The sequence below is a fragment of the Aeromonas sp. ASNIH7 genome (assembly GCF_002903485.1).
Classification (GTDB): domain Bacteria; phylum Pseudomonadota; class Gammaproteobacteria; order Enterobacterales; family Aeromonadaceae; genus Aeromonas; species Aeromonas caviae.
In genome coordinates this window covers 1,658,683-1,682,557 of sequence record NZ_CP026226.1, presented here as the reverse complement: position 1 = coordinate 1,682,557, position 23,875 = coordinate 1,658,683, and the positions used below count along the sequence as shown (strand labels likewise).

General features: G+C 62.8%; 21 protein-coding genes and 1 riboswitch. Of the genes, 13 read left to right on the top strand and 8 right to left on the bottom strand.

Features of this window, described 5'->3' with window-relative positions:
- Positions 1 to 52: 52 nt before the first annotated feature.
- Positions 53 to 907, bottom strand: coding sequence for a KPN_02809 family neutral zinc metallopeptidase (ypfJ, locus tag C2U47_RS07915; RefSeq protein WP_042015333.1), 855 nt, complete (start codon positions 905 to 907; stop codon positions 53 to 55).
- Positions 908 to 981: 74 nt separating this feature from the next.
- On the bottom strand, positions 982 to 1,245 hold the full coding sequence (locus C2U47_RS07910; RefSeq protein WP_039040440.1) for a hypothetical protein: 264 nt from the start codon (positions 1,243 to 1,245) through the stop codon (positions 982 to 984).
- 140 nt (positions 1,246 to 1,385) lie between these two features.
- Here C2U47_RS07910 and C2U47_RS07905 point away from each other — a divergent pair, with 140 nt between their 5' ends.
- Positions 1,386 to 1,907 (top strand): GNAT family N-acetyltransferase, encoded by a 522-nt coding sequence (locus C2U47_RS07905; RefSeq protein ID WP_049637292.1) that lies wholly within the window; start codon positions 1,386 to 1,388, stop codon positions 1,905 to 1,907.
- A gap of 103 nt (positions 1,908 to 2,010) precedes the next feature.
- Here the strand turns inward: C2U47_RS07905 and C2U47_RS07900 are convergent, their stop codons facing one another.
- Together C2U47_RS07900 and C2U47_RS07895 are read right to left on the bottom strand one after the other, a co-directional pair.
- A complete protein-coding gene (locus tag C2U47_RS07900) occupies positions 2,011 to 2,187 on the bottom strand; it encodes a hypothetical protein (RefSeq protein WP_010672653.1) in 177 nt (58 codons plus the stop codon).
- A 471-nt stretch (positions 2,188 to 2,658) separates the two neighbouring features.
- The gene (locus C2U47_RS07895; protein ID WP_103261574.1) at positions 2,659 to 3,936 is read right to left on the bottom strand and encodes a cation:proton antiporter; all 1,278 of its coding nucleotides are present in this window, start codon (positions 3,934 to 3,936) and stop codon (positions 2,659 to 2,661) included.
- Positions 3,937 to 4,140: 204 nt separating this feature from the next.
- Between C2U47_RS07895 and metH the strand changes: the two genes are divergently transcribed.
- The 3 genes from metH (at position 4,141) to rimK (ending at position 10,060) form a co-directional block, all read left to right on the top strand.
- Complete coding sequence (gene metH / locus C2U47_RS07890; protein ID WP_103261573.1) at positions 4,141 to 7,836, top strand: methionine synthase; 3,696 nt, start codon at positions 4,141 to 4,143, stop codon at positions 7,834 to 7,836.
- A 67-nt stretch (positions 7,837 to 7,903) separates the two neighbouring features.
- Positions 7,904 to 8,971: a Gfo/Idh/MocA family oxidoreductase gene (locus C2U47_RS07885; RefSeq protein WP_103261572.1), complete on the top strand. Its 1,068-nt coding sequence runs from the start codon at positions 7,904 to 7,906 to the stop codon at positions 8,969 to 8,971.
- A gap of 192 nt (positions 8,972 to 9,163) precedes the next feature.
- Positions 9,164 to 10,060 (top strand): 30S ribosomal protein S6--L-glutamate ligase, encoded by an 897-nt coding sequence (gene rimK, locus C2U47_RS07880; protein WP_010672657.1) that lies wholly within the window; start codon positions 9,164 to 9,166, stop codon positions 10,058 to 10,060.
- Positions 10,061 to 10,214: 154 nt separating this feature from the next.
- Here the strand turns inward: rimK and C2U47_RS07875 are convergent, their stop codons facing one another.
- Both C2U47_RS07875 and C2U47_RS07870 read right to left on the bottom strand, forming a co-directional pair.
- On the bottom strand, positions 10,215 to 11,471 hold the full coding sequence (locus C2U47_RS07875; RefSeq protein ID WP_103261571.1) for a sensor histidine kinase: 1,257 nt from the start codon (positions 11,469 to 11,471) through the stop codon (positions 10,215 to 10,217).
- The gene (locus C2U47_RS07870) at positions 11,468 to 12,136 is read right to left on the bottom strand and encodes a response regulator transcription factor (protein ID WP_039040446.1); all 669 of its coding nucleotides are present in this window, start codon (positions 12,134 to 12,136) and stop codon (positions 11,468 to 11,470) included. Before C2U47_RS07870 ends, C2U47_RS07875 begins: the two co-directional genes overlap by 4 nt.
- A gap of 90 nt (positions 12,137 to 12,226) precedes the next feature.
- Between C2U47_RS07870 and C2U47_RS07865 the strand changes: the two genes are divergently transcribed.
- From C2U47_RS07865 to C2U47_RS07825, 9 genes are all read left to right on the top strand, one after another.
- Positions 12,227 to 12,655 carry a hypothetical protein gene (locus C2U47_RS07865; protein ID WP_103261570.1) on the top strand — a complete coding sequence of 143 codons (429 nt, stop codon included), beginning with the start codon at positions 12,227 to 12,229 and terminating at the stop codon, positions 12,653 to 12,655.
- A gap of 78 nt (positions 12,656 to 12,733) precedes the next feature.
- Complete coding sequence (locus C2U47_RS07860; protein ID WP_042864552.1) at positions 12,734 to 13,222, top strand: hypothetical protein; 489 nt, start codon at positions 12,734 to 12,736, stop codon at positions 13,220 to 13,222.
- A gap of 62 nt (positions 13,223 to 13,284) precedes the next feature.
- Positions 13,285 to 13,398, top strand: a riboswitch (TPP riboswitch).
- 257 nt (positions 13,399 to 13,655) lie between these two features.
- Entirely contained in the window at positions 13,656 to 15,647 is a 1,992-nt protein-coding gene (gene thiC, locus C2U47_RS07855; RefSeq protein ID WP_069785503.1) for a phosphomethylpyrimidine synthase ThiC, read from the top strand.
- On the top strand, positions 15,644 to 17,251 hold the full coding sequence (gene thiE / locus C2U47_RS07850; RefSeq protein WP_103261569.1) for a thiamine phosphate synthase: 1,608 nt from the start codon (positions 15,644 to 15,646) through the stop codon (positions 17,249 to 17,251). Before thiC ends, thiE begins: the two co-directional genes overlap by 4 nt.
- Positions 17,241 to 18,020 carry a HesA/MoeB/ThiF family protein gene (locus tag C2U47_RS07845; RefSeq protein ID WP_069785505.1) on the top strand — a complete coding sequence of 260 codons (780 nt, stop codon included), beginning with the start codon at positions 17,241 to 17,243 and terminating at the stop codon, positions 18,018 to 18,020. Before thiE ends, C2U47_RS07845 begins: the two co-directional genes overlap by 11 nt.
- Positions 18,021 to 18,022: 2 nt before the next feature.
- Entirely contained in the window at positions 18,023 to 18,223 is a 201-nt protein-coding gene (gene thiS / locus C2U47_RS07840) for a sulfur carrier protein ThiS (protein WP_039040452.1), read from the top strand.
- An 85-nt stretch (positions 18,224 to 18,308) separates the two neighbouring features.
- Complete coding sequence (locus tag C2U47_RS07835; protein ID WP_069785506.1) at positions 18,309 to 19,076, top strand: thiazole synthase; 768 nt, start codon at positions 18,309 to 18,311, stop codon at positions 19,074 to 19,076.
- Entirely contained in the window at positions 19,073 to 20,344 is a 1,272-nt protein-coding gene (gene thiH, locus C2U47_RS07830; RefSeq protein WP_082189372.1) for a 2-iminoacetate synthase ThiH, read from the top strand. Before C2U47_RS07835 ends, thiH begins: the two co-directional genes overlap by 4 nt.
- A gap of 481 nt (positions 20,345 to 20,825) precedes the next feature.
- On the top strand, positions 20,826 to 21,866 hold the full coding sequence (locus C2U47_RS07825; protein WP_103261568.1) for an IS481-like element ISAs19 family transposase: 1,041 nt from the start codon (positions 20,826 to 20,828) through the stop codon (positions 21,864 to 21,866).
- 36 nt (positions 21,867 to 21,902) lie between these two features.
- Here C2U47_RS07825 and C2U47_RS22820 read toward each other — a convergent pair whose 3' ends face one another.
- Positions 21,903 to 22,586 (bottom strand): hypothetical protein, encoded by a 684-nt coding sequence (locus tag C2U47_RS22820; protein ID WP_158657392.1) that lies wholly within the window; start codon positions 22,584 to 22,586, stop codon positions 21,903 to 21,905.
- 174 nt (positions 22,587 to 22,760) lie between these two features.
- Positions 22,761 to 23,792, bottom strand: a complete 1,032-nt coding sequence (locus C2U47_RS07820; RefSeq protein WP_001809438.1) for an IS630-like element ISAhy2 family transposase — start codon at positions 23,790 to 23,792, stop codon at positions 22,761 to 22,763.
- Positions 23,793 to 23,875 lie beyond the last annotated feature (83 nt).

Here is a 23,875-nt window from a genome sequence, read left to right as displayed (position 1 = left end):
AAAGGAAAGGGGCCGGCTCCGTGAGGAATCGGCCCCTTTGCGTTTGTCCCCTTCAGCGGGCGGCGAAGGTGTCGCAACTGGCGGGCTTGCCGCTGTCAAAACCGCGTTTGAACCAGGCGAGGCGCTGGGCCGAGGTGCCGTGGGTGAAGCTGTCGGGAACGACCCGGCCCTGACCTTGCTGCTGCAACCTGTCGTCGCCGATGGCCTGGGCGGCGTTGAGCGCCTCTTCCAGATCGCCGCGCTCCAGCACCTGCTCTTTTTCCATGTAGTGGCCCCAGACCCCGGCGAAGCAGTCCGCCTGCAGTTCAAGCTTGACCGACAACCGGTTCTGGGCGACCTGGCTCAGCCCCTGTTGCTGCTGGCGCACCTTGGTGGAGATACCGAGCAGGTTCTGCACGTGGTGGCCCACCTCATGGGCGATCACATAGCCCTGGGCGAAGTCGCCGTCGGCCCCCAGCTTGTCGCGCATGTCCTGATAGAAGGAGAGATCGATGTAGACGGTGCTGTCGGCCGGACAGTAGAAGGGCCCCATCACCGACTGCCCCTGGCCGCAGCCGGTGCGGGTTGCACCGCGATAGAGCACCAGTCTGGGGGCCTGATAGTGGTTGCCGCTTTGCTGGAACATCTCGCCCCAGGCGTCCTCCGTGGAGGCGAGCATCACCGAGGTGAAGCGGGCGAGGGGATCGTTGGCAGCCTGGGACGAGTTCTGACGCTGGGGCTGGCTCTGCGGGGCCGGATCCTGCAGCAGGGGGCCGAGGTCCACGCCGTAGTACCCCGCCACCATGACCACCACCAGCAGGATCAGGCGCCCCTTGCCACCGATGGGCAGGCCGCCGCCCCCGTTGCCGCCGCCTTGCTGGCGTCGGTCTTCCACATTGTTGCTCTCACGGCGATCTTGCCAGCGCATATCCCCATACTCCCGTCATTGGTGGTGGCAGTAATGATAATGGCTGGCGCCGGGGCTTGCCTAATCGGCCCGGGTCATTCGGCCCAGGGCATCTCGGGCAGGCTGTCGAGAAACTCGCCGTAACGGACGAGGTTGAAGGGGCCCTGTTCGGCTTCCATGGCCATGAGTTCGGCGCCCAGGGCGCAGGCGATGTATTGCAGCGCCTCTTCCCGCGGGGTGCCCTTCATCACCAGGCGCATCAGGGTGGCTTTCACCTGGAGGGGATGGCCGTCGGCGAGCTGGTTCTCCACCATCTCCAGCAGTGTCTCTTCATCAAAAAATTCGGGGGTATCGGTCATGGCCGTTCTCCTGCCTGTTCCATGGGGTGGGCAGTATAGCGGGGACGCGGCTCCCGGGGGCGAAAATATCGTCCGGGTCTTGCCAAGGGGACGGGGCGAGAGCAGTCTTGGACACTCTCTCTGCCGAACGAGCCCATGCCATGATCCTCTCCGAGCGCCTGGAACTGCGCGAACTGACCGTTGTCGATGCCCCCTTCATTCTCGAACTGCTCAACGATGGTGATTTTCACCGCTACATCGGCGATCGCGGGGTGCGTACCCTGGCGGATGCCGAAAACTACATCCAGCAGGGGCCTGCGGTCAGTTATGCCCGCCACGGTCACGGACTCTATCTGGTGGTGCGGCGGGAAGACGGGGCCAGGCTCGGCATCTGCGGGCTCATCAAGCGCGATACCCTGCCCTGTGAAGACATCGGCTATGCCTTCCTGCCCGCCTGGCGCGGTCAGGGTTATGCCATCGAAGCCGCGCGGGCGGCCATGGCAGATGGCCGCGAACGGCTCGGCATCGAGCGGGTGGTCGCCATCGTCACCCCGGGCAATGAGCGCTCGGTCCGGCTACTCGCCAAGCTGGGGCTGAGTCAGGGCAAACGGGTCAGGTTGGGGGCCGGCGAGGAGGAGTGCCTGCTGCTGGAGGCGCCGGACAAGGAGACTTGCGGAGTCTAGCCACTGCTCTGGGAGCGGGGCCATGCAGACTATGACGTCAGGCAAGGAGGCCGCCGTGAGTTGCGGCCTGTCTGCATCGGGCGCTGCCGGTGGGCAGGCAAAGTCAGTTGAGCTCTTCGATGGAGAACTCGCCGGCGATACCATCACAGGAGATGGCGAAGCCGCCGCTGAAGCGGGTGCTGAACTGGATCAGGAACGCATCGTCGTCGTGTTCTTGCACGGGCAGGTTGATGGGTTTGCTGCGACGCAGGGGTTTGCGGATTTGTACGTGTTTCATCATGGTATTTCTCTATATAAATTAAGTGTTTGCTCCTTGTATTGGCAAATGTCAGGTCAATGGGCGCGGTCAGCACGATGGCGGACGAGCGCGCAGGAATACCCAGCCCGGTTCAGGGGCGTCTGCACTTTCAAGGAAGGCGCCAAGGACCATGCGGATGCATGATGCTACTTGGGAGTGGGCAGATCGGGTCTGCACCGTGAGAGCCGGGCAACGCAGGCAGACAGCCTGAACGGTTCTCAAGGCGAGTAAATCAGAAGAAGGTTATGCGGGTACTGGCAGGATTCATCGTGAGGTGAAGCATTGCGAACATAATCAGGGCTGATTAACTAGCCGGCGCGCATTCTCTCCTCGAAATGTGTAAAAAGCAAACACTAATTGTGAGTTCACCCAATCATTCCCTGTTTTTCACTGCCACGGGGACGACAAAAGGGCTCCCGAGGGAGCCCTTTTCATTGCCGGTCAGGGACGGGCTCAGGCGTCGCCGCAGGCCTTCTTGGCGGCGGTGATCATGGGGGTAATGGTCATGCCCTGTACCACGATGGAGAACATCACCACCGAGTAGGTCATCACCAGGATCACCTGGCGCAGATCGACGTTGTGTTCCGGGATCATCATGACACCGGATGGCAGTGCCAGGGCCATGGCCATGGCCAGACCGCCACGCAGGCCGCCCCAGGTGAGGATGCGCACCGAGAAGGTGTTGTAGCTGCGGAACTTGCGGAACGCCACATAGGGCATGGAGACGCTGATGAAGCGTGCGGCCAGGCAGAGCGGTACCGCGATGACCAGCAGGATCCAGTCGCGCCAGTCGAGGTCCAGCAGCACCAGTGCCAGACCGATCAGCAGGAACAGCAGGGCGTTGAGGAACTGATCCATCAACTCCCAGAAGTGATCCAGGTGGTGCTGGCTCTGCTCGGAGAAGCCGGAGTGACGGGTCCAGTTGCCGATCATGATGCCGGTCACCACCATGGCCAGGGCGCCGGAGACGCCGATCATGTTGGCGAAGGCGAAGCCCGCGGTCGGGATGCAGAGGGTCAGCAGCAGCTCCAGGGAGCCGTCGTCGGTGGCGCTGATCATCACGTGGGCGATGAGACCCAGCACGGCCCCGAACAGGATGCCGCCGAGAGCCTCATGCAGGAACAGACCGGCCACGCTGCCGAAGGTGGGCTCCACGCCGCCAAAGGCCACGGCAAACACGGTGGCGAAGATGACCAGACCGACACCGTCGTTGAACAGGGATTCCCCCTCGATCTGGATGGCGATCTGGGGTGGCGCCTTCATCTTCTTGACGATGGCCAGTACGGCGATGGGGTCGGTGGGGGAGATCAGGGCACCGAACAACATGCAGTAGACCAGCGGCACATCCCAGCCCAGCAGCTTGGCGATGAACCAGAAGCCGTAGCCGATGAGGAAGGTGGAGAGCAGGGTGGCGGCTATGGCCAGAATGGTGATTTCCCACTTCTGGCTACGCAACGCCTTGAGGTTGATGCCAAGGCCGCCGGCGAACAGCAGGAAGCCCAGGATCCCCTTCAACAGGAAGTTCTGGAAGTCGATGCTCTCCATGGTCTTGATGGCGAGAGGCTCCAGATTGAACCAACCCAGTTTGCCAAACAGCACCAGCAGCGCGGAGATCAGCATGGAGCCCGCAGTGATGGCGATGGTGGTCTGGATCTTCACAACATACTGGTTGGCAAAGGCGATGAAGATCGCCAACGCTGCCAGGAAGCAGAGTGTGTAGTAGACGCTCATAGTTATTTTTCTCTTTGGTAAACAGCAAGCACGTATCCCTCTTGAGGACGGGCATAGGGTACTCCCGGGTTAGATCATGCTCATTACCTATTTATGGTTATATTTAATCGCTGCCATGGACAGATAGACGGCTAGATTTCCATTTAATTTGATTGCTGCTAGGATGGGCATCACGCAGTTGCATGGATGTAAGGGGTACGAGCGGTGTCGAGCAGAGAGTCGAACAAGAAAGCGGATGTCACAACCAGGCTGGAAGCCTGTCTCAAGGAGCGGATCCTGATCATCGACGGGGCCATGGGCACCATGATCCAGGGTTACAAACTCGGTGAGGCGGACTATCGGGGGGAGCGGTTTGCCGACTGGCATACCGACATCAAGGGCAACAACGACCTGCTGGTGTTGAGCCGTCCCGCCGTCATTCGCGAGATCCACGACCAGTATTGTGCCGCCGGGGCCGACATCCTCGAGACCAACACCTTCAACGCCACCCGCATCGCCATGGCGGACTACGAGATGGAAGCGCTCTCGGCCGAGATAAACCGGGAGGCGGCCCGCCTGGCCCGCGCCGTGGCGGACGAGTGGACCGCCAAAGACCCGGCGAAACCGCGCTTTGTGGCAGGGGTACTGGGCCCCACCAACCGTACCGCCTCCATCTCGCCAGACGTGAACGACCCGGGCAAGCGCAACGTCACCTATGACGAGCTGGTTGCCGCCTACACCGAATCGACCCACGCCCTCATCGAGGGCGGTGCCGACATCATCCTGATCGAGACCATCTTCGACACCCTCAACGCCAAGGCGGCCGCCTTCGCGGTGGACCTGGTGTTTGAGGAGCTGGGTTACAGCCTGCCGGTGATGATCTCCGGCACCATCACGGACGCCTCCGGTCGTACCCTCTCGGGCCAGACCACCGAGGCCTTCTACCACTCCCTTCGCCACGTCAAACCGGTCTCCTTCGGCCTCAACTGTGCGCTGGGGCCGGACGAGCTGCGCCAGTACGTGGAGGAGCTGTCCCGCATCAGCGAGACCCATGTCAGCGCCCACCCCAACGCCGGTCTGCCCAATGCGTTTGGCGAGTACGATCTGGACGCGGTAGAGATGGCGGAGCATATCCGCGAGTGGGCCCAAAGCGGCTTCCTCAACCTGGTGGGCGGCTGCTGCGGCACCACCCCGACCCACATCCGCGCCATGGCTGACGCCGTGGCGGGCATCAAGCCCCGTGCCCTGCCGGATCTGCCGGTGGCCTGCCGGTTGTCGGGCCTGGAGCCTCTCATCATCACGGCGGACTCCATGTTCGTGAACGTGGGTGAGCGGACCAACGTCACCGGCTCGGCCAAGTTCAAGCGCTTGATAAAAGAGGGGCTCTACGACGAGGCGCTGGATGTGGCCAAGCAGCAGGTGGAAAACGGCGCCCAGATCATCGACATCAACATGGATGAGGGGATGCTGGATGCCGAGGCGGCCATGGTGCGCTTCCTGAACCTCATCGCCGGGGAACCGGACATCGCCCGGGTGCCGGTGATGATCGACTCCTCCAAGTGGGAGGTGCTGGAGGCGGGCCTCAAGTGCGTGCAGGGCAAGCCGGTGGTCAACTCCATCTCCATGAAGGAGGGGGAGGACAAATTCATCGAGCAGGCGAAACTGCTGCGTCGCTACGGCGCCGCCGTCATCGTCATGGCGTTCGACGAGGTGGGCCAGGCCGATACCCGTGCCCGCAAGTTCGAGATCTGCCAGCGCGCCTACCGCATTCTGGTGGACCGCGTCGGCTTCCCGCCGGAAGACATCATCTTCGACCCCAACATCTTCGCGGTGGCGACCGGCATCGACGAGCACAACAACTACGCGGTGGACTTCATCGAGGCGGTGAAGGACATCAAGGAGCACCTGCCCCACGCCATGATCTCCGGTGGTGTCTCCAACGTCTCCTTCTCCTTCCGTGGCAACGAGCCGGTGCGCGAAGCCATCCACGCTGTCTTCCTCTACCACGCCATCAGGAACGGCATGGACATGGGGATCGTCAACGCGGGCCAGCTTGCCATCTACGAAGACATCCCGGCCGAGCTCAAAGAGAAGGTCGAGGCGGTGGTGCTGAACCTCAACGACAACGCCACCGAGGCGCTGCTGGCCATCGCAGAGAAGTATCGCGGCGCGGGGGCCCAGGCTGAGGATCCGCGGGATCAGGAGTGGCGCAGCTGGCCGGTGGGCAAGCGGCTCGAACACGCCCTGGTCAAGGGGATCACCGACTTTATCGAGGAGGACACCGAGGAGGCGCGCGCCCAGGCCGAGAAGCCGCTGCACGTCATCGAGGGGCCGCTGATGGATGGCATGAATGTGGTGGGCGATCTGTTCGGCGCCGGCAAGATGTTCCTGCCCCAGGTGGTGAAGTCGGCCCGGGTGATGAAGCGGGCGGTGGCCTACCTGCAACCCTACATCGAGGCGGAGAAGTCCGGCGGTTCCAGCAACGGCAAAATCGTGCTGGCCACCGTCAAGGGCGACGTGCACGACATCGGCAAGAACATCGTCGGGGTGGTGCTCCAGTGCAACAACTTCGAGATCGTGGATCTCGGGGTCATGGTCTCCTGCGAGACCATCCTCAAGACGGCCCGGGAAGTGAACGCCGACATCATCGGCCTGTCGGGCCTCATCACTCCGTCCCTGGACGAGATGGTGCACGTAGCGAAAGAGATGGAGCGTCAGGGGTTCAAGCTGCCGCTGCTCATCGGCGGTGCCACCACCTCCAAGGCCCACACCGCGGTGAAGATAGAGCAGAACTACTCCGAGCCTGTGGTCTATGTCTCCAACGCCTCCCGCGCCGTGGGGGTGGCCCAGAGCCTGCTGAGCCCGGAGCTCAAGCCCGCCTTCGTCGCCCGCATCGACAAGGAGTACGAGATTGCCCGGGATCAGCATGCCCGCAAGCAGCCGCGCTCCAAGCCGGTCTCCCTGGCCCATGCCCGGGCCAACCGCCATCAGCTGGACTGGGTGGGCTATGAGCCCCCGGCGCCCCGGGAGCCCGGCGTGCAGACCTTCGAAAACGTGCCCATCTCTGTGCTGCGCCCCTACATCGACTGGACGCCGTTTTTCCTGAGCTGGGAGCTGGCGGGCAAGTTCCCCCGCATCCTGGAAGATGAGGTGGTGGGGGAGGAAGCGACGCGCCTCTACGCCGACGCCAACGCCATGCTGGACCAGTTGGAAAAAGATCGGAGCGTGCGCTGTGCCGGCATCGTCGGCCTGTTCCCCGCCAACGCCGTGGGGGACAGCATCGAGGTCTACACCGACGAGTCCCGCACTGAAGTGAAAAAAGTGCTGCACCACCTGCGCCAGCAGAGCGAGAAGCAGGGCTTTCCCAACTACTGTCTGGCGGATTATGTGGCGCCGAAAGAGAGCGGCAAGCCCGACTGGATCGGCGCCTTCGCGGTGACCGGCGGCATCGGCGAGGAGGCCATCGCCAAGGCCTACAAGGCGGACCACGACGACTACAACGCCATTCTCATTCAGGCGGTGTGCGATCGCCTCGCTGAGGCCTTTGCCGAATACCTCCACGAGCAGGTGCGCAAAGTGCACTGGGGCTATGCCCCGGACGAGGCGCTCAGCAACGAAGAGCTTATCCGCGAAAATTACCAGGGAATACGCCCGGCGCCGGGCTACCCGGCCTGCCCGGAGCACACCGAGAAGGGGAGCATCTGGGAGCTGCTGGACGTGGAGCAGGCCATCGGCATGCAGCTCACCGAGTCCTACGCCATGTGGCCGGGGGCGGCGGTATCCGGCTGGTACTTCTCCCACCCTGAGAGCAAATATTTCGCGGTGGCCCAGATCCAGCAGGACCAGGTGGAAGACTACGCCATGCGCAAGGGGATGACCCTGGCAGAGGCCGAACGCTGGCTGGGGCCCAACCTGCATTGATCCCCGTCTGCCCCGCTTCACGCAGTGCGGGGCAGACGCCGGGTATGCACGCCATATCGAGGTTGCCATGAAGATTGGATTTGTCGGTCTGGGGGCCGTGGTGCAGACAGCCTATCTGCCTGCACTCGCCGCCCTGGCGGAAAATACCGAGATATGGGGTTTTGATCCCGCCATCACCCTGCCCGGCGTCATGTCTGCCCCGACCCTGGAAGCCCTGCTGGCCGAACCCCTGGATCGGCTGGTGATCGCCACCCCTTCCCTGCTGCATCTGCCCGTGCTGGAGCAGGTACTGGCCAGCGCCATTCCCCTCATCCTGGTGGAGAAACCCGTGGTAGCCACCCTGGCCCAGCACGATCGCCTGCACGCCCTGCTGGCGGCCCCCGAGGTGGCAGCCAGGGTGCTGGCGCTGGATCACTGGATGGCCCGCAATGCCGTCCAGCAGTTGCTGCTGAGCGGCAAACTGGATGAAGGCTGGCAGCCTCGGGAACCAGAGGGCGCCGGGGTCGGGCTGGCCACCCTCGCCGATATCAGCGCGGTGGAGGGCTTTTTGCTGGAACCCTGCGGCCTGGACGAGGCTGGGCATCCCTATGCCCTCAACTTCGCCACCGGGGAGCCGGATCGGCGGGTCCTGCGCCATCCAGACGGGGTGATCCTCGACATCGGTACCCATCTGCTGGCGATGATCCGGGAGCTGCTGGTGGCCCTGGGTGGGGACGACCGCCTGCACCTGATCGCGGAGGGCGTCTGCGACCGGCTGGGGCAGCCCATCCGGCGCGGGGATCTGGAGACCGCCGAGGGGCGGGCCTGCCTGCGCGGCGAGGCGGCAGGGGTGCCCCTGACCCTCTGGCTCGACAAGTATGCCGGTCCCGGGGTGGAGAAGAAGGGGCTTTGCCTGCACTTCAAAGACGGGCGGCGCATCGAGCTGCTTCGCCGCGGCAACCTGGAGTGGCTGCACCATCACGACGTCGACGGGATGCGGGGCTGGCAACATGAGGGTCCCCTCTATTGCCACTGCATCGCCCAGACCCTGCTGGTCCCCGTGCCTTTGGGAGGCTGGGCCGGCACCACGGCGCGCCGTTTGCAGGAGGTCGCCCTGCTGCTTGAGTTGCAACAAGGGCTGCGCGGCCCCCATTGACGTCGCTGTGCGCCATCCGGCATGAGGGCTGGTGGCTGGTGCCGTCTTGCAGAACGGTCCGTTCTTGAGTGCAGCACTCTCGGTTTTTGCCCGTTCTTGCAGAACCGCGCATGGTGAGGGGAAAGGATTGGCGTTGCCAGTCGTTCATGGCACCTTATACTCTCCAGTCCGATTATCAGGTCTGCCATTTCCATGAATATTGCCATTTTATCCCGTGAGCCCAACAACTACTCCACCCGCCGTCTGGTCGAGGTGGCCCGGGCCCGTGGGCATCAGGTCGAGGTGCTCGACACCCTGCGCTGCTACATGAACATCGCCTCCCACAGCCCCTCCATCCATTACGAAGGACGGGAGCTGGAGAGCTATGACGCCGTGATCCCGCGCATCGGTGCCAGCATCACCTTCTATGGCACCGCCGTGCTGCGCCAGTTCGAGATGATGAGCACCATGGCCCTCAACAGCTCGGTGGCCATCTCCCGCTCCCGGGACAAGCTGCGCGCCATGCAGCTGCTCTCCCGCCACGGCATCGGCCTGCCGGTGACCGGCTATGCCCACAGCACCCACGACGTACCGGATCTCATCACCATGGTGGGGGGCGCCCCCCTGGTGGTGAAGCTGCTGGAGGGCACCCAGGGGATTGGCGTGGTGCTGTGCGAGACCCAGAAGGCCGCCGAGAGCGTCATCGAGGCCTTTATCCAGACCAACAACAACATCCTGGTGCAGGAGTACATCCGCGAGGCCAACGGCGCCGATATCCGCTGCCTGGTGGTCAACGGCAAGGTGGTGGCCGCCATGCGCCGCCAGGCCCAGCCGGGGGAGTTTCGCTCCAACCTGCACCGGGGCGGCACAGCCGAAGCCATCAAGATCACGCCGGAAGAGCGTGCCACCGCCGTGCAGGCCGCCAAGATCATGGGGCTGGACGTGGCCGGGGTGGACATCCTGCGTAGCGCCCGCGGCCCGCTGGTGCTGGAGGTGAACTCCTCCCCCGGTCTGCAGGGGGTGGAAGCCGCCTCCGGCAAGGACGTGGCGGGCAAGATCATCGAGTTCCTCGAGCTCAAGGCGAGCCGCAAGCACAAGCCGGCGGAATGAGTCCAAAACGAGTGTCAGACAGGTAAACACAGGGCGCCCTCGGGCGCCTTGTTGCTATCTGGCGGGTGGGCTGGAAGGCAGCGGGCTTGCCGGGAACTGTCTCCCTTCTCCCGCTGTGTTGAACAGCCGGGGAGAAGGGCCGGGGATGAGGGGGTTATACCGCCCCGGGGGCGCCGGGGATCATCACCAGCCGGGCGCTGAAGACCCCCTCCACCAGGTGGGTCTCAATCTGCCAGCCCAGCTTCTCGCAGATGCGCTGGATGATGGTGAGGCCGCAGCCGTAGCCGAGGATCTGATCCGGCGCGGCGGCGGTGGGGTTGCTGATGGTGAGCACCTGCTCGTGCAGGGTGATCTCGATGTGCCCCTCGGCGTAGCTCAGGGCGTTTTTCAAGAGGTTGCCGAGGGCGATGGCGAGCAGAGAGAGGGGAGCCTGCACCTCGCTCTCCTCGTCCAGTTGCAGGCGAATGTCCAGCGTCTCCCGTTGCAGCAGGGGGGCGAGGCGGGTCAGCTCCCGGCGAATGAGCGGCGCCACCTGCTGGGGCGGGCGTTCCACGGCCTCCTTGCGTCCCAGCAGCAGGAAGGTTTCGGTGAGCAGGGCCATCTCGTCGGCGGCGGCGCGGATGCGGCTGACGGCGCGGGCTGCCGGGGCGGGCAGGTCATTCACCTTGCCGAGCAGGGCCGCGGATCCCTGGATCACCATGTTGGGGGTGCGCAGCTCGTGGCTGGCAAAGCGGCTGAACTCCTGTTCACGGGCAAACACGGCGGCTACCTCGTGCTTGCCCGCCAGCAGCGCCTGCTCTATCTCTCGCAGCTCCTGCCAGGGGGCATCGGGCACGAAGTCCCCCTGATCCGGGGTCAGGTGGGCGACCCGCTGGCGCAGCCGCTCCAGCGGCCTGGTGATGTGACGCACCAGCCAGATGCCGAAGGCGAGGCTCCCCAGCAGCAGAGCCAGGCCGATGAGGCGGGTCACCAGATGCAGCTTGGCTTCGTAAGGGTCCAGGTAGTCGTCCGCATCGTCGTTGAACACCAGATAGAGCAGCCCCTGACCCGAGGGGTGGGCGCGTACCAGGAAGTGCTTGTCCTCCCGGCCCAGCTGATGCTCGAAGAAGCCGGGGCTCTGGTAGGCCTTGAGCCAGGCGGGCAGGCGGCCCGCCTCTGTCCAGTAGCTGGAGAACTGGCGCGGGCTGGGGGCGGGGGCCGCCATTCCGAGGCGCAACCAGTCGTCGTCATAGCGGGTTGCCTCCGCCTCCAGCCAGTGGCGCAGGCTCAGCTCCTCCATCTTGTTCTCGGCCACCACCATCAGCAGGCTCAGGATCACCAGCAGCAGCAGACCGGCCCCTCCCAGCGCCAGCACCAGGCGCCGGCGCAGGCTCGGCAGGCCGGGGGCAAGGGGCGGCGTCGGGTTCGTCATGGGGTCACCAGCCGGTAGCCCTGGCCGTGCAGGGTCTCCAGCATGGGGGTGGGGAAGGGCTTGTCGAGGACATTGCGCAGGGCATAGATGTGGCTGCGCAGGGCGTCGGAGTCGGGCTCCTCGTCGCCCCAGACGGTGTCGAGCACCTCCTGGCGCGTCACCAGCTGGGGCGCGCGCTTCACCAGCAGGGTGAGGATCTGGAACGGGATCTTGCCGAGTTTGAGCTCCACCCCGGCGCGGGTGGCGCGGCCGCTGGCGGGATCCACCGTCAGATCGCCAAAGCAGAGCACGCCCATGTCCCCTCTGGGGCCACGCAGGCTGAGGGCCTCCAGGCGCACCTCCAGCTCCTCCATGGCGAACGGCTTGACCAGATAGTCGTCGCCCCCCGCCCGAAAGCCTGCCAGCTTGTCCTCCAGGCTGTCACGGGCGGTGAGAAAGAGCACCGGGGTCGCGATGCCGTCCGCACGCAGCCGCTCCACGGTACGCAGGCCGTCGAGGCGCGGCATCATGACGTCCATGATGATGACGTCGAAGCGCTCCTGGGCCAGCAGTTGCAGGGCCGCCTGGCCGTGATAGGCGCAGTCCACCCTGTGCCCGGCCAGCGCCAGATAGTCCATGATGGTCTCCGCCACCTGGGGACTGTCTTCCACCACCAGTATTTTCATGCTCTGATCTCCTGGTCTGTGCCGCTATTTCACGGCCATTTCACACCGGATGGGTCATCCTGTGTGCCAGTGTAACCCCGAGGATCCCCGATGAAGAAGTCTCTCCGCGCCTTCTGGTTATTGATTCTATTGCCTTTTGGTCTGGTGCAGGCGGCCGAGTTCAAGCTCACGGGCCGCACCACCTGGCAGCTTGGCCAGTTGATGGTCAACGGCATTCCCTTCGTGATCGATGAGCGCACCCGCTTCAAGGATGGCCTGGATGAGGACGATCTCGGCGGGACCTGGGTCGATCTGGAAGGGGTCGTGCAGGAGACGGCGGCAGGGGAGCGGCGGCTCGTTCGCGAGGTGGAGGCGCTGGAGGAGGAGGACGAGATGGAACTGGAAGGGCCGGTGGAAGGGGGACGGATCTGGGGTTATGTCACCTCGGATGGGAGCCTCTCCCCGTTCGAGGGACGCTGGCTGGAGCTGGAGTGCAAGTTTGACGGCATGCGCCTGAGCCAGTGCCGGGAGGATGACTGACCGGTCAGGGCGGACCGGGAAAAATTGCCCGTCCGGGGCCATAGTTAAACCTCACCCCGTGACCCCGGACCGCCTGCCATGACCCGAACCGCACTCTGCCTGCTGCTGTTGCCCTTCTGCACCCTTGCCGACGACGCCGAGCTCTGGCTGGTGGAGCTGGAGCACAACGACGGGGTGCGCCTGCAATTCCAGGGGGCTGAGCTGGAGCTCGGCAGTGCCGAACTGCACGGCGTGGCGCAGCCGGACGGGCTCGTGCCCGGCATGCACCTCGCGATCCAGAGCCGCTACGGCGTCGCCGAGACGATCCGGGTGCTCGACGGGGCGCCGGATCCGGCGCTCGGGGCCAGCTGGCGGCGGGCGGAGGATCGACTGCTCACCCATAATCAGCAGGCATTGCTGCTACAGGATCTCGGCGTGCTGGTGTTTGATGCTGACACTCGCTGGATCAACGGCAGCACCGCCGATCTGCAACCGGGTCGCCGCCTGGTGCTGAGCCGGGATGAAGAGGGCCGCCTCACCGATATCCTCATTCCTGACCCCGAGGATCCCCTCGACGCCGAAGAGTGAGACCTCTCTCCCTTTCCCCTTGTTAATGGCTTGTACTTTAAATTTCCCCACTTATACTGGCGCACATCTTGTCGGAGTGCTGACCGTCGAACGACGCTAAGCTGAGACCGTTAATTCGGGATCCGTGGAACCTGATCAGGTTAAGACCTGCGAAGGGAAACAAGGGTAACTTGCGGGTTACCGCGCCGGGGAAGGCACACCTTCCCGCCAGCCAGAGGCAGACCGCCTCTGGCTGCCACAGGCGCACAGGGGGAGGTTGTCCCGCCGGGCCGTCAGGCCTGCGGATCTGCCACACAGGGCAGAGGGACGGCAGAGCAGGGAAGATCCATGCCCGGCTCACTCCCCCGAGCACACCCCGCCGCAAGTTCATCTTCTCCTCGAACTCCAGACAAGCAAACACCCATAACTTCAACCAGTTAATGTGAGTTTTGCTATGTCTACCAATGTTTCTGATACCACCAAATCCAGCCGCCGCGAGCAGCGCTCCAGCGCCCAGACCTTTATCGACAACCTCAAGGGGATGGCTCACCCCAACTCCCGCCGCATCTTTATCCAGGGTTCTCGCCCTGACATCCGGGTGCCTTTGCGGGAAATCCAGCTGGCCGACACCTTCGTCGGCGGCACCAAGGAGGCTCCCCAGTTCGAGCCCAACGAGCCGGTGCCGGTTTACGATACCTCGGGCCCCTATGGGGAAGAGGCCGCCCCCATCGACGTGCGCCGTGGTCTGCCGCGCCTGCGCGAAGCCTGGGTGCTGGAGCGTGCTGACACCGACGCGCTGGACGGGCTGAGCTCCACCTTCACTCAGGAGCGCCTGGCGGACGAGGGGCTGGATCACCTGCGTTTCGAACATTTGCCGAGCGCCCGCCGCGCCAAGCCGGGCCGCCGGGTCACCCAGCTGCACTATGCCCGCCAAGGCATCGTCACCCCCGAGATGGAATTTATCGCCATCCGCGAGAACATGGGCCGCGAGCGAGTGCGCTCCGAGCTCCTGCGCACCCAGCACCCGGGTCAGGGCTTTGGCGCCAGACTGCCCCAGAACATCACCCCCGAGTTCGTGCGCGATGAGGTGGCCGCCGGTCGCGCCATCATCCCCAGCAACATCAACCACCCGGAAGCGGAGCCCATGATCATCGGCCGCAACTTCCTGGTGAAGATCAACGCCAACATCGGCAACTCGGCGGTCACTTCCAGCATCGAAGAGGAAGTGGAGAAGCTGGTCTGGTCCACCCGCTGGGGCGCCGATACCGTGATGGATCTCTCCACCGGCCGCTACATCCACGAGACCCGCGAGTGGATCCTGCGCAACAGCCCGGTGCCCATCGGTACCGTGCCCATCTATCAGGCGCTGGAGAAGACCAACGGCATCGCCGAGGATCTCACCTGGGAGCTGTTCCGCGACACCCTGCTGGAGCAGGCCGAGCAGGGGGTGGACTACTTCACCATTCACGCAGGCGTCTTGCTGCGCTTCGTGCCCATGACCGCCAAGCGCCTCACCGGCATCGTCTCCCGTGGTGGCAGCATCATGGCCAAGTGGTGCCTGTCGCACCACAAGGAGAACTTCCTCTACGAGCACTTCCGCGAGATCTGCGAGATCTGCGCCGCCTACGACGTCAGTCTGTCGCTGGGGGACGGTCTGCGTCCGGGCTCCGTCTATGACGCCAACGACGAGGCCCAGTTCGCCGAGCTGCGCACCCTGGGCGAGCTCACCAAGATTGCCTGGGAATACGACGTGCAGGTGATGATCGAGGGCCCCGGCCACGTGCCCATGCACATGATCGAGCGCAACATGACCGAGCAGCTGGAGCACTGCCACGAGGCGCCCTTCTATACCCTGGGCCCGCTCACCACCGACATTGCCCCGGGGTACGATCACTTCACCTCCGGCATCGGCGCCGCGCTCATCGGCTGGTACGGCTGCGCCATGCTCTGCTACGTGACCCCCAAGGAACACCTGGGCCTGCCCAACAAGGAGGATGTGAAGCAGGGGCTCATTACCTACAAGATCGCCGCCCACGCAGCGGATCTGGCCAAGGGCCACCCGGGCGCCCAGATCCGCGACAACGCCATGTCCAAGGCGCGCTTCGAGTTCCGCTGGGAGGATCAGTTCAACCTGGCCCTGGATCCCGACACCGCCCGCGCCTACCACGACGAGACCCTGCCTCAGGAGTCCGGCAAGGTGGCACACTTCTGCTCCATGTGCGGGCCCAAGTTCTGCTCCATGAAGATCACCCAGGACGTGCGCGACTACGCCGCCAAGCTGGAAGCCGTAGAGATAAAGCTGGTCGGCATGGACGGTCAGCAGGAGCGGGTGGTGGCCGAGGTCGAGAGCGGTATGGCCCGCATGGCTGAAACCTTCAAGGAGACCGGCGGCGAGATCTACCATCAGGCGGCGACCCTGAAGCAGGCCGCAGGGGAGGAGGCGTGAGCAGCGAGCGCGGGGCTGTCAGCCCCGCCGACCTGCCCGCCGTGACGCAGGCCCGCCCCGTGGTCTGGACCATCGCCGGGTCCGACTCCGGCGGTGGGGCCGGCATTCAGGCCGACTTGCACACAATGCATGACCTCGGCGTGCACGGCTGCTCCGTCATCTCCGCCATCACGGCCCAGAACTCGGTGGCGGTGAAGATGGTCGACCCCGTGCTGATGCAGACCTTCGCCGCCCAGATCGATGCCCTGGGGCTGGATCTGCCACCCGCCGCCATCAAGATCGGCCTGCTGCCGACCCGGCTGCACGTGGAGGTGCTGGCCCGTCGCCTGGCAGCCACCCCGGCCCCCTTCGTGGTCTACGACCCGGTGGCCATCGCCAGCACCGGCACCCCCATGGCGGAGCCCGGCATGCTGGTGGCGGTGCGCGAGCACCTGCTGCCGCGCCTCTCCTTGATCACCCCCAACGGTCCCGAGCTGGAAGCCCTGACCGGCCTGCCCGCCACCAGTCCCGAGCTGGTGCGCCTCGCCGCCCGGCGGCTGCGCGAACTCGGCGCTCGCGCCGTGCTGGTCAAGGGGGGCCACCTTGAATGGGGCGGGGATCTCTGCCTCGACTACTACCAGGACGAGAGCCGCGAATTCTGGCTCGCCGCGCCGCGCCTCGATACCCGCCACGGCCACGGCACCGGTTGCGCTTACGCCAGCGCCATCGCCGCCGTGGTGGCGCAGGATTACCCGCTGGAGGACGCCATCACCCTGGCGCGGGCCTACCTGCAACAGGGCTTGGCGGCGGCGCAGGGGGTGGGGGCAGGCCCGGGGCCCATCGCCCATCTCGGCTGGCCTGCCGATCTTGCCCACTTCCCCCGTGCCGTGCTGGCGGGCTCACCGCTCGATCGCCGCTTCGGATTGTATGAAACAAGCAGCGCCCGTCTGCCGCAGGGCCCCTTTGCGCCGACCGAACACCACCTCGGCCTCTATCCGGTGGTGGACTCGGTCAAGTGGCTCAAACGCCTGCTGGGGGCCGGGGTCAAGACGATCCAGCTGCGGATCAAGGATCTGCCCGCCACAGAGGTGGCGCCGGCCATTCGTGATGCGGTCGCGCTCGGTCGCCGCCATGGGGCGCGGCTCTTTATCAACGACTACTGGCAGCAGGCCATCGAGGCGGGCGCCTGGGGCGTGCATCTGGGGCAGGAGGATATGGAGACCGCCGATCTCGCCGCCATTCAGGCGGCGGGGCTGCGCCTTGGCATCTCCACCCACGGCTACTTCGAGCTGATGCGGGCCCGCGAGCTTGCCCCCTCCTATATCGCGCTGGGCCATATCTTCCCGACCAACACCAAAGCGATGCCTTCGCGCCCCCAGGGGCTGGCGCGGCTGCACCACTACCGCGCCCTGATGGCGCAGTGGCCCACGGTGGCCATCGGTGGCATCAGCGAGGAGCGGGTGGCGGCGGTCAAGGCAAGCGGGGTCGGCAGCATTGCGCTGGTCTCGGCCATCACGGCGAGCGATGACTGGCAGGGCGCGACCGAGCGGCTGCTCGCTGCCGTGGGGGCGGGGGATGAACCGCGCTCGGCCTGCGTGATACGGGAGGCAGAACATGCGCTCTGATGCCGCTTCTCTTAGTGACAAAGAGTATCTGAGATACGGCCGCCAGCTGATGCTGGCGGAAGTGGGGGAAGCCGGTCAGGCGCGGCTCAAGGATAAGTCCGTGCTGATCGTCGGTCTCGGCGGGCTCGGCTCGCCGCTCGCCCTCTATCTGGCGGGGGCCGGGGTGGGCACTTTGTGGCTGGCCGATGGCGATACGGTGGACTCCAGCAATCTGCCGCGCCAGATCCTGTTCGATAGCGAGGCGGTCAACCACTCCAAGGCGGAGCTGGCCCGCGAGCGCTTGTCCGCCCACAACCCGCTGGTGGAGCTGATTGCCATCAATCAGCGACTCGATGCCGCCAGCCTGCCGGAGTTTGTGACCGAGGTGGATCTGGTGATCGACTGCTGCGACAACCTCGCCACCCGCCAGGCCATCAACGCCGCCTGCGTGGCCCAGGGCAAGCCCTGGGTCTGTGCCGCCGCAGTGGGCTGGCAGGGGCAGCTGATGGTGCGCACCAGCAGCGATCACGCCTGCTACGCCTGCCTTTATCCGCTGGATACCAAGGTGAGTCAGAGCTGCGAGACCAGCGGTGTCACCGGCCCGCTGGTCGGGGTGATGGGCTCTTTGCAGGCGCTGGAGGCACTGAAACTGCTGCTCGGGATGCCGAGCCCGGTGGCGGGCACATTGCGCCGGTTTGATGCCCTGACCCATCAGTGGCAGACCCTCACGCTGGCTCCCGACCCCGATTGCCCGGTTTGCGGCAGCACCCACCCGGCCCTGGAGAATTAACCATGAAGATCCGATTGAACGATATCGAGCTGACGCTGCCCACCGGCCAGCGCCTGACTGAGCTGCTGGCGGTGCAGGAGATTCCCCCTCAGGGGGTAGCGGTGGCCCTCAACGGCGCCGTGCTGCCCCGTGGCCGCTGGGCCGAGACCCGTCTCAATGACGGGGATGAACTTCACCTCTTCACCGCCATCGCGGGAGGCTGACCCATGATGCTCGCAGTCCCATCTTCGAGCGCCCTGCCTTGCGGCGGGGCCTCATCTCTTCTTATCGCAGTGGCCGGAGGCTGACATGCTCAAGATTGCCGATCACACCTTCTCTTCGCGCCTCTTCACCGGCACCGGCAAGTTTGCCCGCCCGGAACTGATGGCCGCCGCCATCGAGGCAAGTGGCTCCCAGCTGGTGACCATGGCCATCAAGCGGCTCGAACCGGGCAAGGCCCACGACGATATCCTCACGCCCCTTCGGCAACTCGGGGTCAAGTTGTTGCCCAACACCTCGGGGGCCAAGACCGCCGCCGAGGCGGTATTTGCCGCCCACCTGGCCCGCGAGGCGCTGGGGACGAACTGGCTCAAGCTCGAGATCCACCCCGATCCCCGCTACCTGCTGCCCGACCCCATAGAGACCCTCAAAGCCGCCGAACAATTGGTGAAAGAGGGCTTTGTGGTGCTGCCCTACTGCGGTGCCGACCCCGTGCTGTGCAAGCGGCTCGAAGAGGTGGGCTGCGCTGCCGTGATGCCGCTCGGCGCCCCCATCGGTTCCAATCAGGGGCTGGTGACCCGGGAGTTTCTCTCCATCATCGTCGAGCAGGCCAATGTGCCCGTGGTGGTGGATGCGGGCATAGGTGCGCCAAGCCACGCCGCGGCCGCCTTTGAGCTGGGTGCCGACGCCGTGCTGGTCAACACCGCCATTGCGGTGAGTGGCGACCCGGTCGCCATGGGCCGCGCCTTTGCGCTGGCCTGCACTGCCGGGCGCTGCGCCTATGAGGCAGGCCTTGGCGCCCGCGCCCTGCAGGCCCAAGCCTCCAGCCCGCTTACCGATTTTCTGGGGGCGCTATGAGTCAGCATGCCAATGACCCCACCCCGACCCTCCCCTTGCCAGGGGAGGGAGTGTCGACTCCGCCCTCTTGTGAAGTAGGAGATCGGGGGGGCGGATTAACACCTCCCCCTTGTGAAGGGGGAGGCCGGGAGGGGGTTGAGAGAAAGTTGGAGAGTTTTCTCGATAGATGGCTCGAGCTGGAGTGGGACGATATCGGCATGCAGATCCGCGCCAAGACCGCCGCCGATGTAGAGCGGGCGCTGACTACCTCCCGCCGCACCCTGGCCGACTTTATGGCGCTGATCTCCCCGGCCGCCGAGGCGTATTTGCCGCAGATGGCAGCCGAGGCCGAGCGCCTGACCCGCCAGCGCTTTGGCAACACCATCGGCTTCTATGTGCCCCTCTATCTGTCGAACCTGTGCGCCAACGACTGCACCTACTGCGGCTTCTCCATGAGCAACCGCTTGAAGCGCAAGACCTTGAATAGCGAAGAGATAGAGCGCGAGTGTCTGGCCATCAAGGCGCGCGGTTTCGACAGCGTGCTGCTGGTGACCGGCGAGCATGAGCACAAGGTGGGGCTCGCCTATTTTCGGCAGGTGTTGCCCATCATCCGCCGTCACTTCAGCACGGTGGGGATGGAGGTGCAGCCCCTCTCCCAAGACGAATACGCCGAGCTCAAGACCCTCGGCCTCGATTCGGTCATGGTCTATCAGGAGACCTACCACGCCCCCACCTATGCCCGCCATCACCTGCGCGGCAACAAGCAGGACATCGCATGGCGCCTCGCCACGCCGGATCGGCTTGGCCGCGCCGGTATCGACAAGATAGGGTTGGGGGCGCTGATCGGTCTCTCCTCGGACTGGCGCGCCGACAGCTACTTTGTCGCCGAGCACCTCGCCTGGCTTGAGCGCCACCACTGGCAGAGCCGCTACTCGCTCTCCTTCCCGCGCCTGCGCCCCTGCACCGGTGGGCTGGAGCCTGCCGTGGTCATGTCGGATCGCCAGCTGGCCCAGCTTATCTGCGCCTGGCGCCTCTTCTCGCCGACGCTGGACTTGTCCCTCTCCACCCGCGAGTCGGCTACGTTTCGCAACGGCGCGGTGCGCCTTGGCATCACCCAGATGTCGGCAGAATCCCGCACCCAGCCGGGTGGCTATGCCGAGGGGGATAAAGAGGAGCTGGAGCAGTTCGCCATCCACGACGACCGCCCGGTGGGGGAAGTCGCCGCCGCCGTGCGGCAGGCGGGTTTGCAGCCGGTGTTTAAAGATTGGGAACCCTTCTTGGGTCGCTAACGACGTTTACACCTGCAGTAAGAGATAGCGGCAAGCAGATCGGAGGGGCAGCTCCCCGCCACTGCTTGCCGCTTTGCTTTGTTTGCTCCAACAGGATTGTTTCGTTGGTGCGACGATGATTCTTGATATCGTTTCGCCAGTGCAAAAATCGTGGCTGCTGCTCAGCTTATCGCATGGGTCATTGCGACCATTAGCAGTGGCCGATTTGGGGGAAAGGGGTGGCCGGTGGCGGCTATGTAGCCTGCGTAGGGTGCAATAAGCGGAGCGCATTGCTCCGCTATTGTGACGAGAGGTGCACTTCACTTCGTTCATTGCCCCCTGTGGTACTAGGCATCTACGGGGTCTATTATGATGAGCCCATCAGTGGTCATTATGTATGGAGATGGTATTCACCTGACAGGTGCCCACAAAAGGGAGTGGTCATACGGCTTCAAACCGGATAACAAAACGGTACCCCTACCGTGTTATCCGGAGTCACCGTATGACCACCAACGAGAAAGTAGCACGTCGTAAACTCAGCCTGCTAGAGCTCGCCAAAGAGCTCAATAACGTCAGCAAAGCCTGCAAGCTCATCGGCTACAGCCGCCAGCAGTTCTACGAGATTCGCCGTAACTACCAGACCTATGGGGCTGAGGGCTTGCTCGACAAACTCCCCGGCTGCAAAGGGGCGCATCCCAACCGGGTCGCTCCCGAGATTGAGCAGGCCATCCTCGATTACTCCCTCACCAGACCAACCCATGGCCCGCTGCGGGTCGCGCAAGAACTGGCTCTGCAAGGCATCAACGTCAGTGCGGGCGGTGTGCGTGGCGTGTGGCAACGTCACGACTTGCTCTCCAAGCATGACCGCTTGTTGCGCCTCGAGAAAACCCACAGGGAACAGACGATTGAGCTCAATGACGAGCAGATCCGCCTGCTCGAGCGCTTCAGCCCCGAGTTTCTCGAACGCCAAATTGAGGTTCACTACACCGGGGAACTGGTGGCGGTCGACACCTTCTTCGTCGGCGCACTCAAGGGGGTGGGCAAGGTGTATCTGCAAACCGTACTGGACTGCTACAGCCGCCATGCCTGGGGACGGCTCTACACCAGCAAGCTGCCGGTGACCTCGGTCCATGTGCTCAACGAAACGGTCCTGCCGTTCTTCGAGGCTCACGAGGCGCGGGTCTATACCATCCTGTCGGACAACGGGCGCGAGTTCTGCGGGCGCCCTGACCATCACCCCTACGAGCTGTTCCTGCAACTGGAGGGGATTGAGCACCGGACCACCAAGGTACGCAGGCCGCAGAGCAACGGCTTTATCGAGCGGTTACATCGTACCCTGCTGGATGAACACTTCCGTATCAAGGGGAGGACAACCTGGTATGAGTCGGTAGAGCAGATGCAGACAGACCTGGATAGCTACCTGGAGCACTACAACACCCAGCGGCCACATCAGGGCAGGATGATGGAAGGACAGACTCCCTACAGCATGTTCAAAAAGGGTCTGAAATTGATACCGAAGGAAGTGCGCACTAAAGTAGCGTAAACAAGACACCGGTTTGAGGCCGGTGTCAGGTGATAACTAGATCTGTACAGTCATTAGTGCATCAAGAGGTGGATATTCAAACCCTTTTTCATTTAATTCCTCCCAGAAGTCTTTCCATAACTTCTTATGGTTTAATACCTTACATTTCGTTTTTAAGTAAAGTTCAGCAAATACATCACCAATGCCACCAGCATTAAGAATTTGATTTATTCCCCTCCAAGAGCTGCTGAGCGATTTTTCAAAAACAAGCTTCAAACCATCATCGTCTATGAATTCACCATGATGGAGAAGAATATTAACACCATTATTATACGCTGAAGCAAAGCTTCCAGACTCTACAAAAATATTTATAGCCTTGTTTACTAATAATGGGGAAGGCGACTCTTTAACCAATTTTTTTAATTCATCATCCGTTTTCCCTGCGATAGCTGAAATAAAGTATGATTTTACATCTTCAATGTTTTCACTTGCTTTAGTTAGTCGATATTCAATCAACGATGTCACTTCCATTACTTTTATTGTTTGTTCCACTCTTTTCTTTATAGCTTCACTAATATAACTCCATAAGTCTGGCTTGATTGAAGTGATAACTATGAATCTTTTTAGATTGTTATCATCTGTGTTGGATAAGATGTCTGTAAGCTTTTCCCTACATGTGGTTACATACTCAGTTGAATTTAGTCTTTCTATAGAGGATAACGCAGAGGTTATTTTGCGCATTAGAGAGAAACTCAATGGAGCGGTGTCTTTGAATAGTCTTTTAAATAATATTATTGTGACGTTTCTATATACGGAGTCTTTTACTCTGCCAAGATATTGGTCAGCTTTAAGAACAATAAATGCTTTTTCTGATTCTTCAGGGAATGATTCGCTAAATAACTGATCCCAATAGTGCTACACCTTCGCTGTGCCATAGCCATTCCCCGGGAAAGGAGACACGGTATCCATGAAGTGTTTCACTCGGGCCAGCAGGTTTGCCATCCCTCTGCATTGATGATTGCGCGTGATGGTTTCATGTAACTTGTGCCATAGCCGTTCTATGTGATTAACCCAAGGGCTGTAAACTGGCTGGAACACCAGGCAGAACTTGGGATTCTTCTTCAACCATCGCTCGGTCTGTTTGCTTTTGTGAATGATGTAGTTATCGAGGATCAACGTGATGGTTTTGGCTCGTCGGTAGTGGTGGCGCAGCTTTTCCAGCATGGCAATAAACAGCGATGAGTTTTTCTTGATCCCGCTGACGTAAAGTACCCTTCCGTTGCCTGCGTGGAGAACGCCTGCCAGATAATGCTTGGCATTCTGCCCCGGTGTGACAACCCGCTTTTGCTGCGCTCTGAACATCCAGTCGGCTCCTAATTTGGGATTGAGGTCTATATCGACTTCATCCTCATAAAACACCGGATTATCGGCATCACAGCGGGCCAGCGCGGCGTCGATATTCGCCATTTTTTCCTGATAGGCTGGGTCTTTTATCCGCAAGGTCGGCACGGGCCTGCGCCAGACAATGCCCATACGAGGTAACCATCGGCGGAGCGTGGAGGCTGCCACATTGAGCCCTGTTAACCGATTGATTTTTATAGCCAATAGTTCAGTACACCAACGGCTGCGCTGATAACCAAAATCTTGCGGAGAAAACTGCATGAGCAGCACCAGTAGGGTGACAATCTTGGCGATAGGTAAGACTGGGGCACGGCCAGCCGGTAAGGCTTCTAGCGCATCTATGCCTTCATCTCGATACCACCGAAGCCAACGACCGATGGTCGAGCGCGCAGCGCCGGTAAGGTGATGAACATCGGTGATCGTGCGTCCTTCATGTAACAGCAAGATGGCCATCAAGCGACGAGCATGTCCTTTATCACGGGTGGCATGGATGATTTTGTGAATGCGGCGCCGTTGTGGTCGTGGCAGAGGTGGTAGGATAGGCATCAACTCAGTCCTTTGGGTGTGGCTTGTTTTGTTTAGCGACTAATCAGATCGCACAAACTGGACTGAGTTCCCTTCCTCCGGTG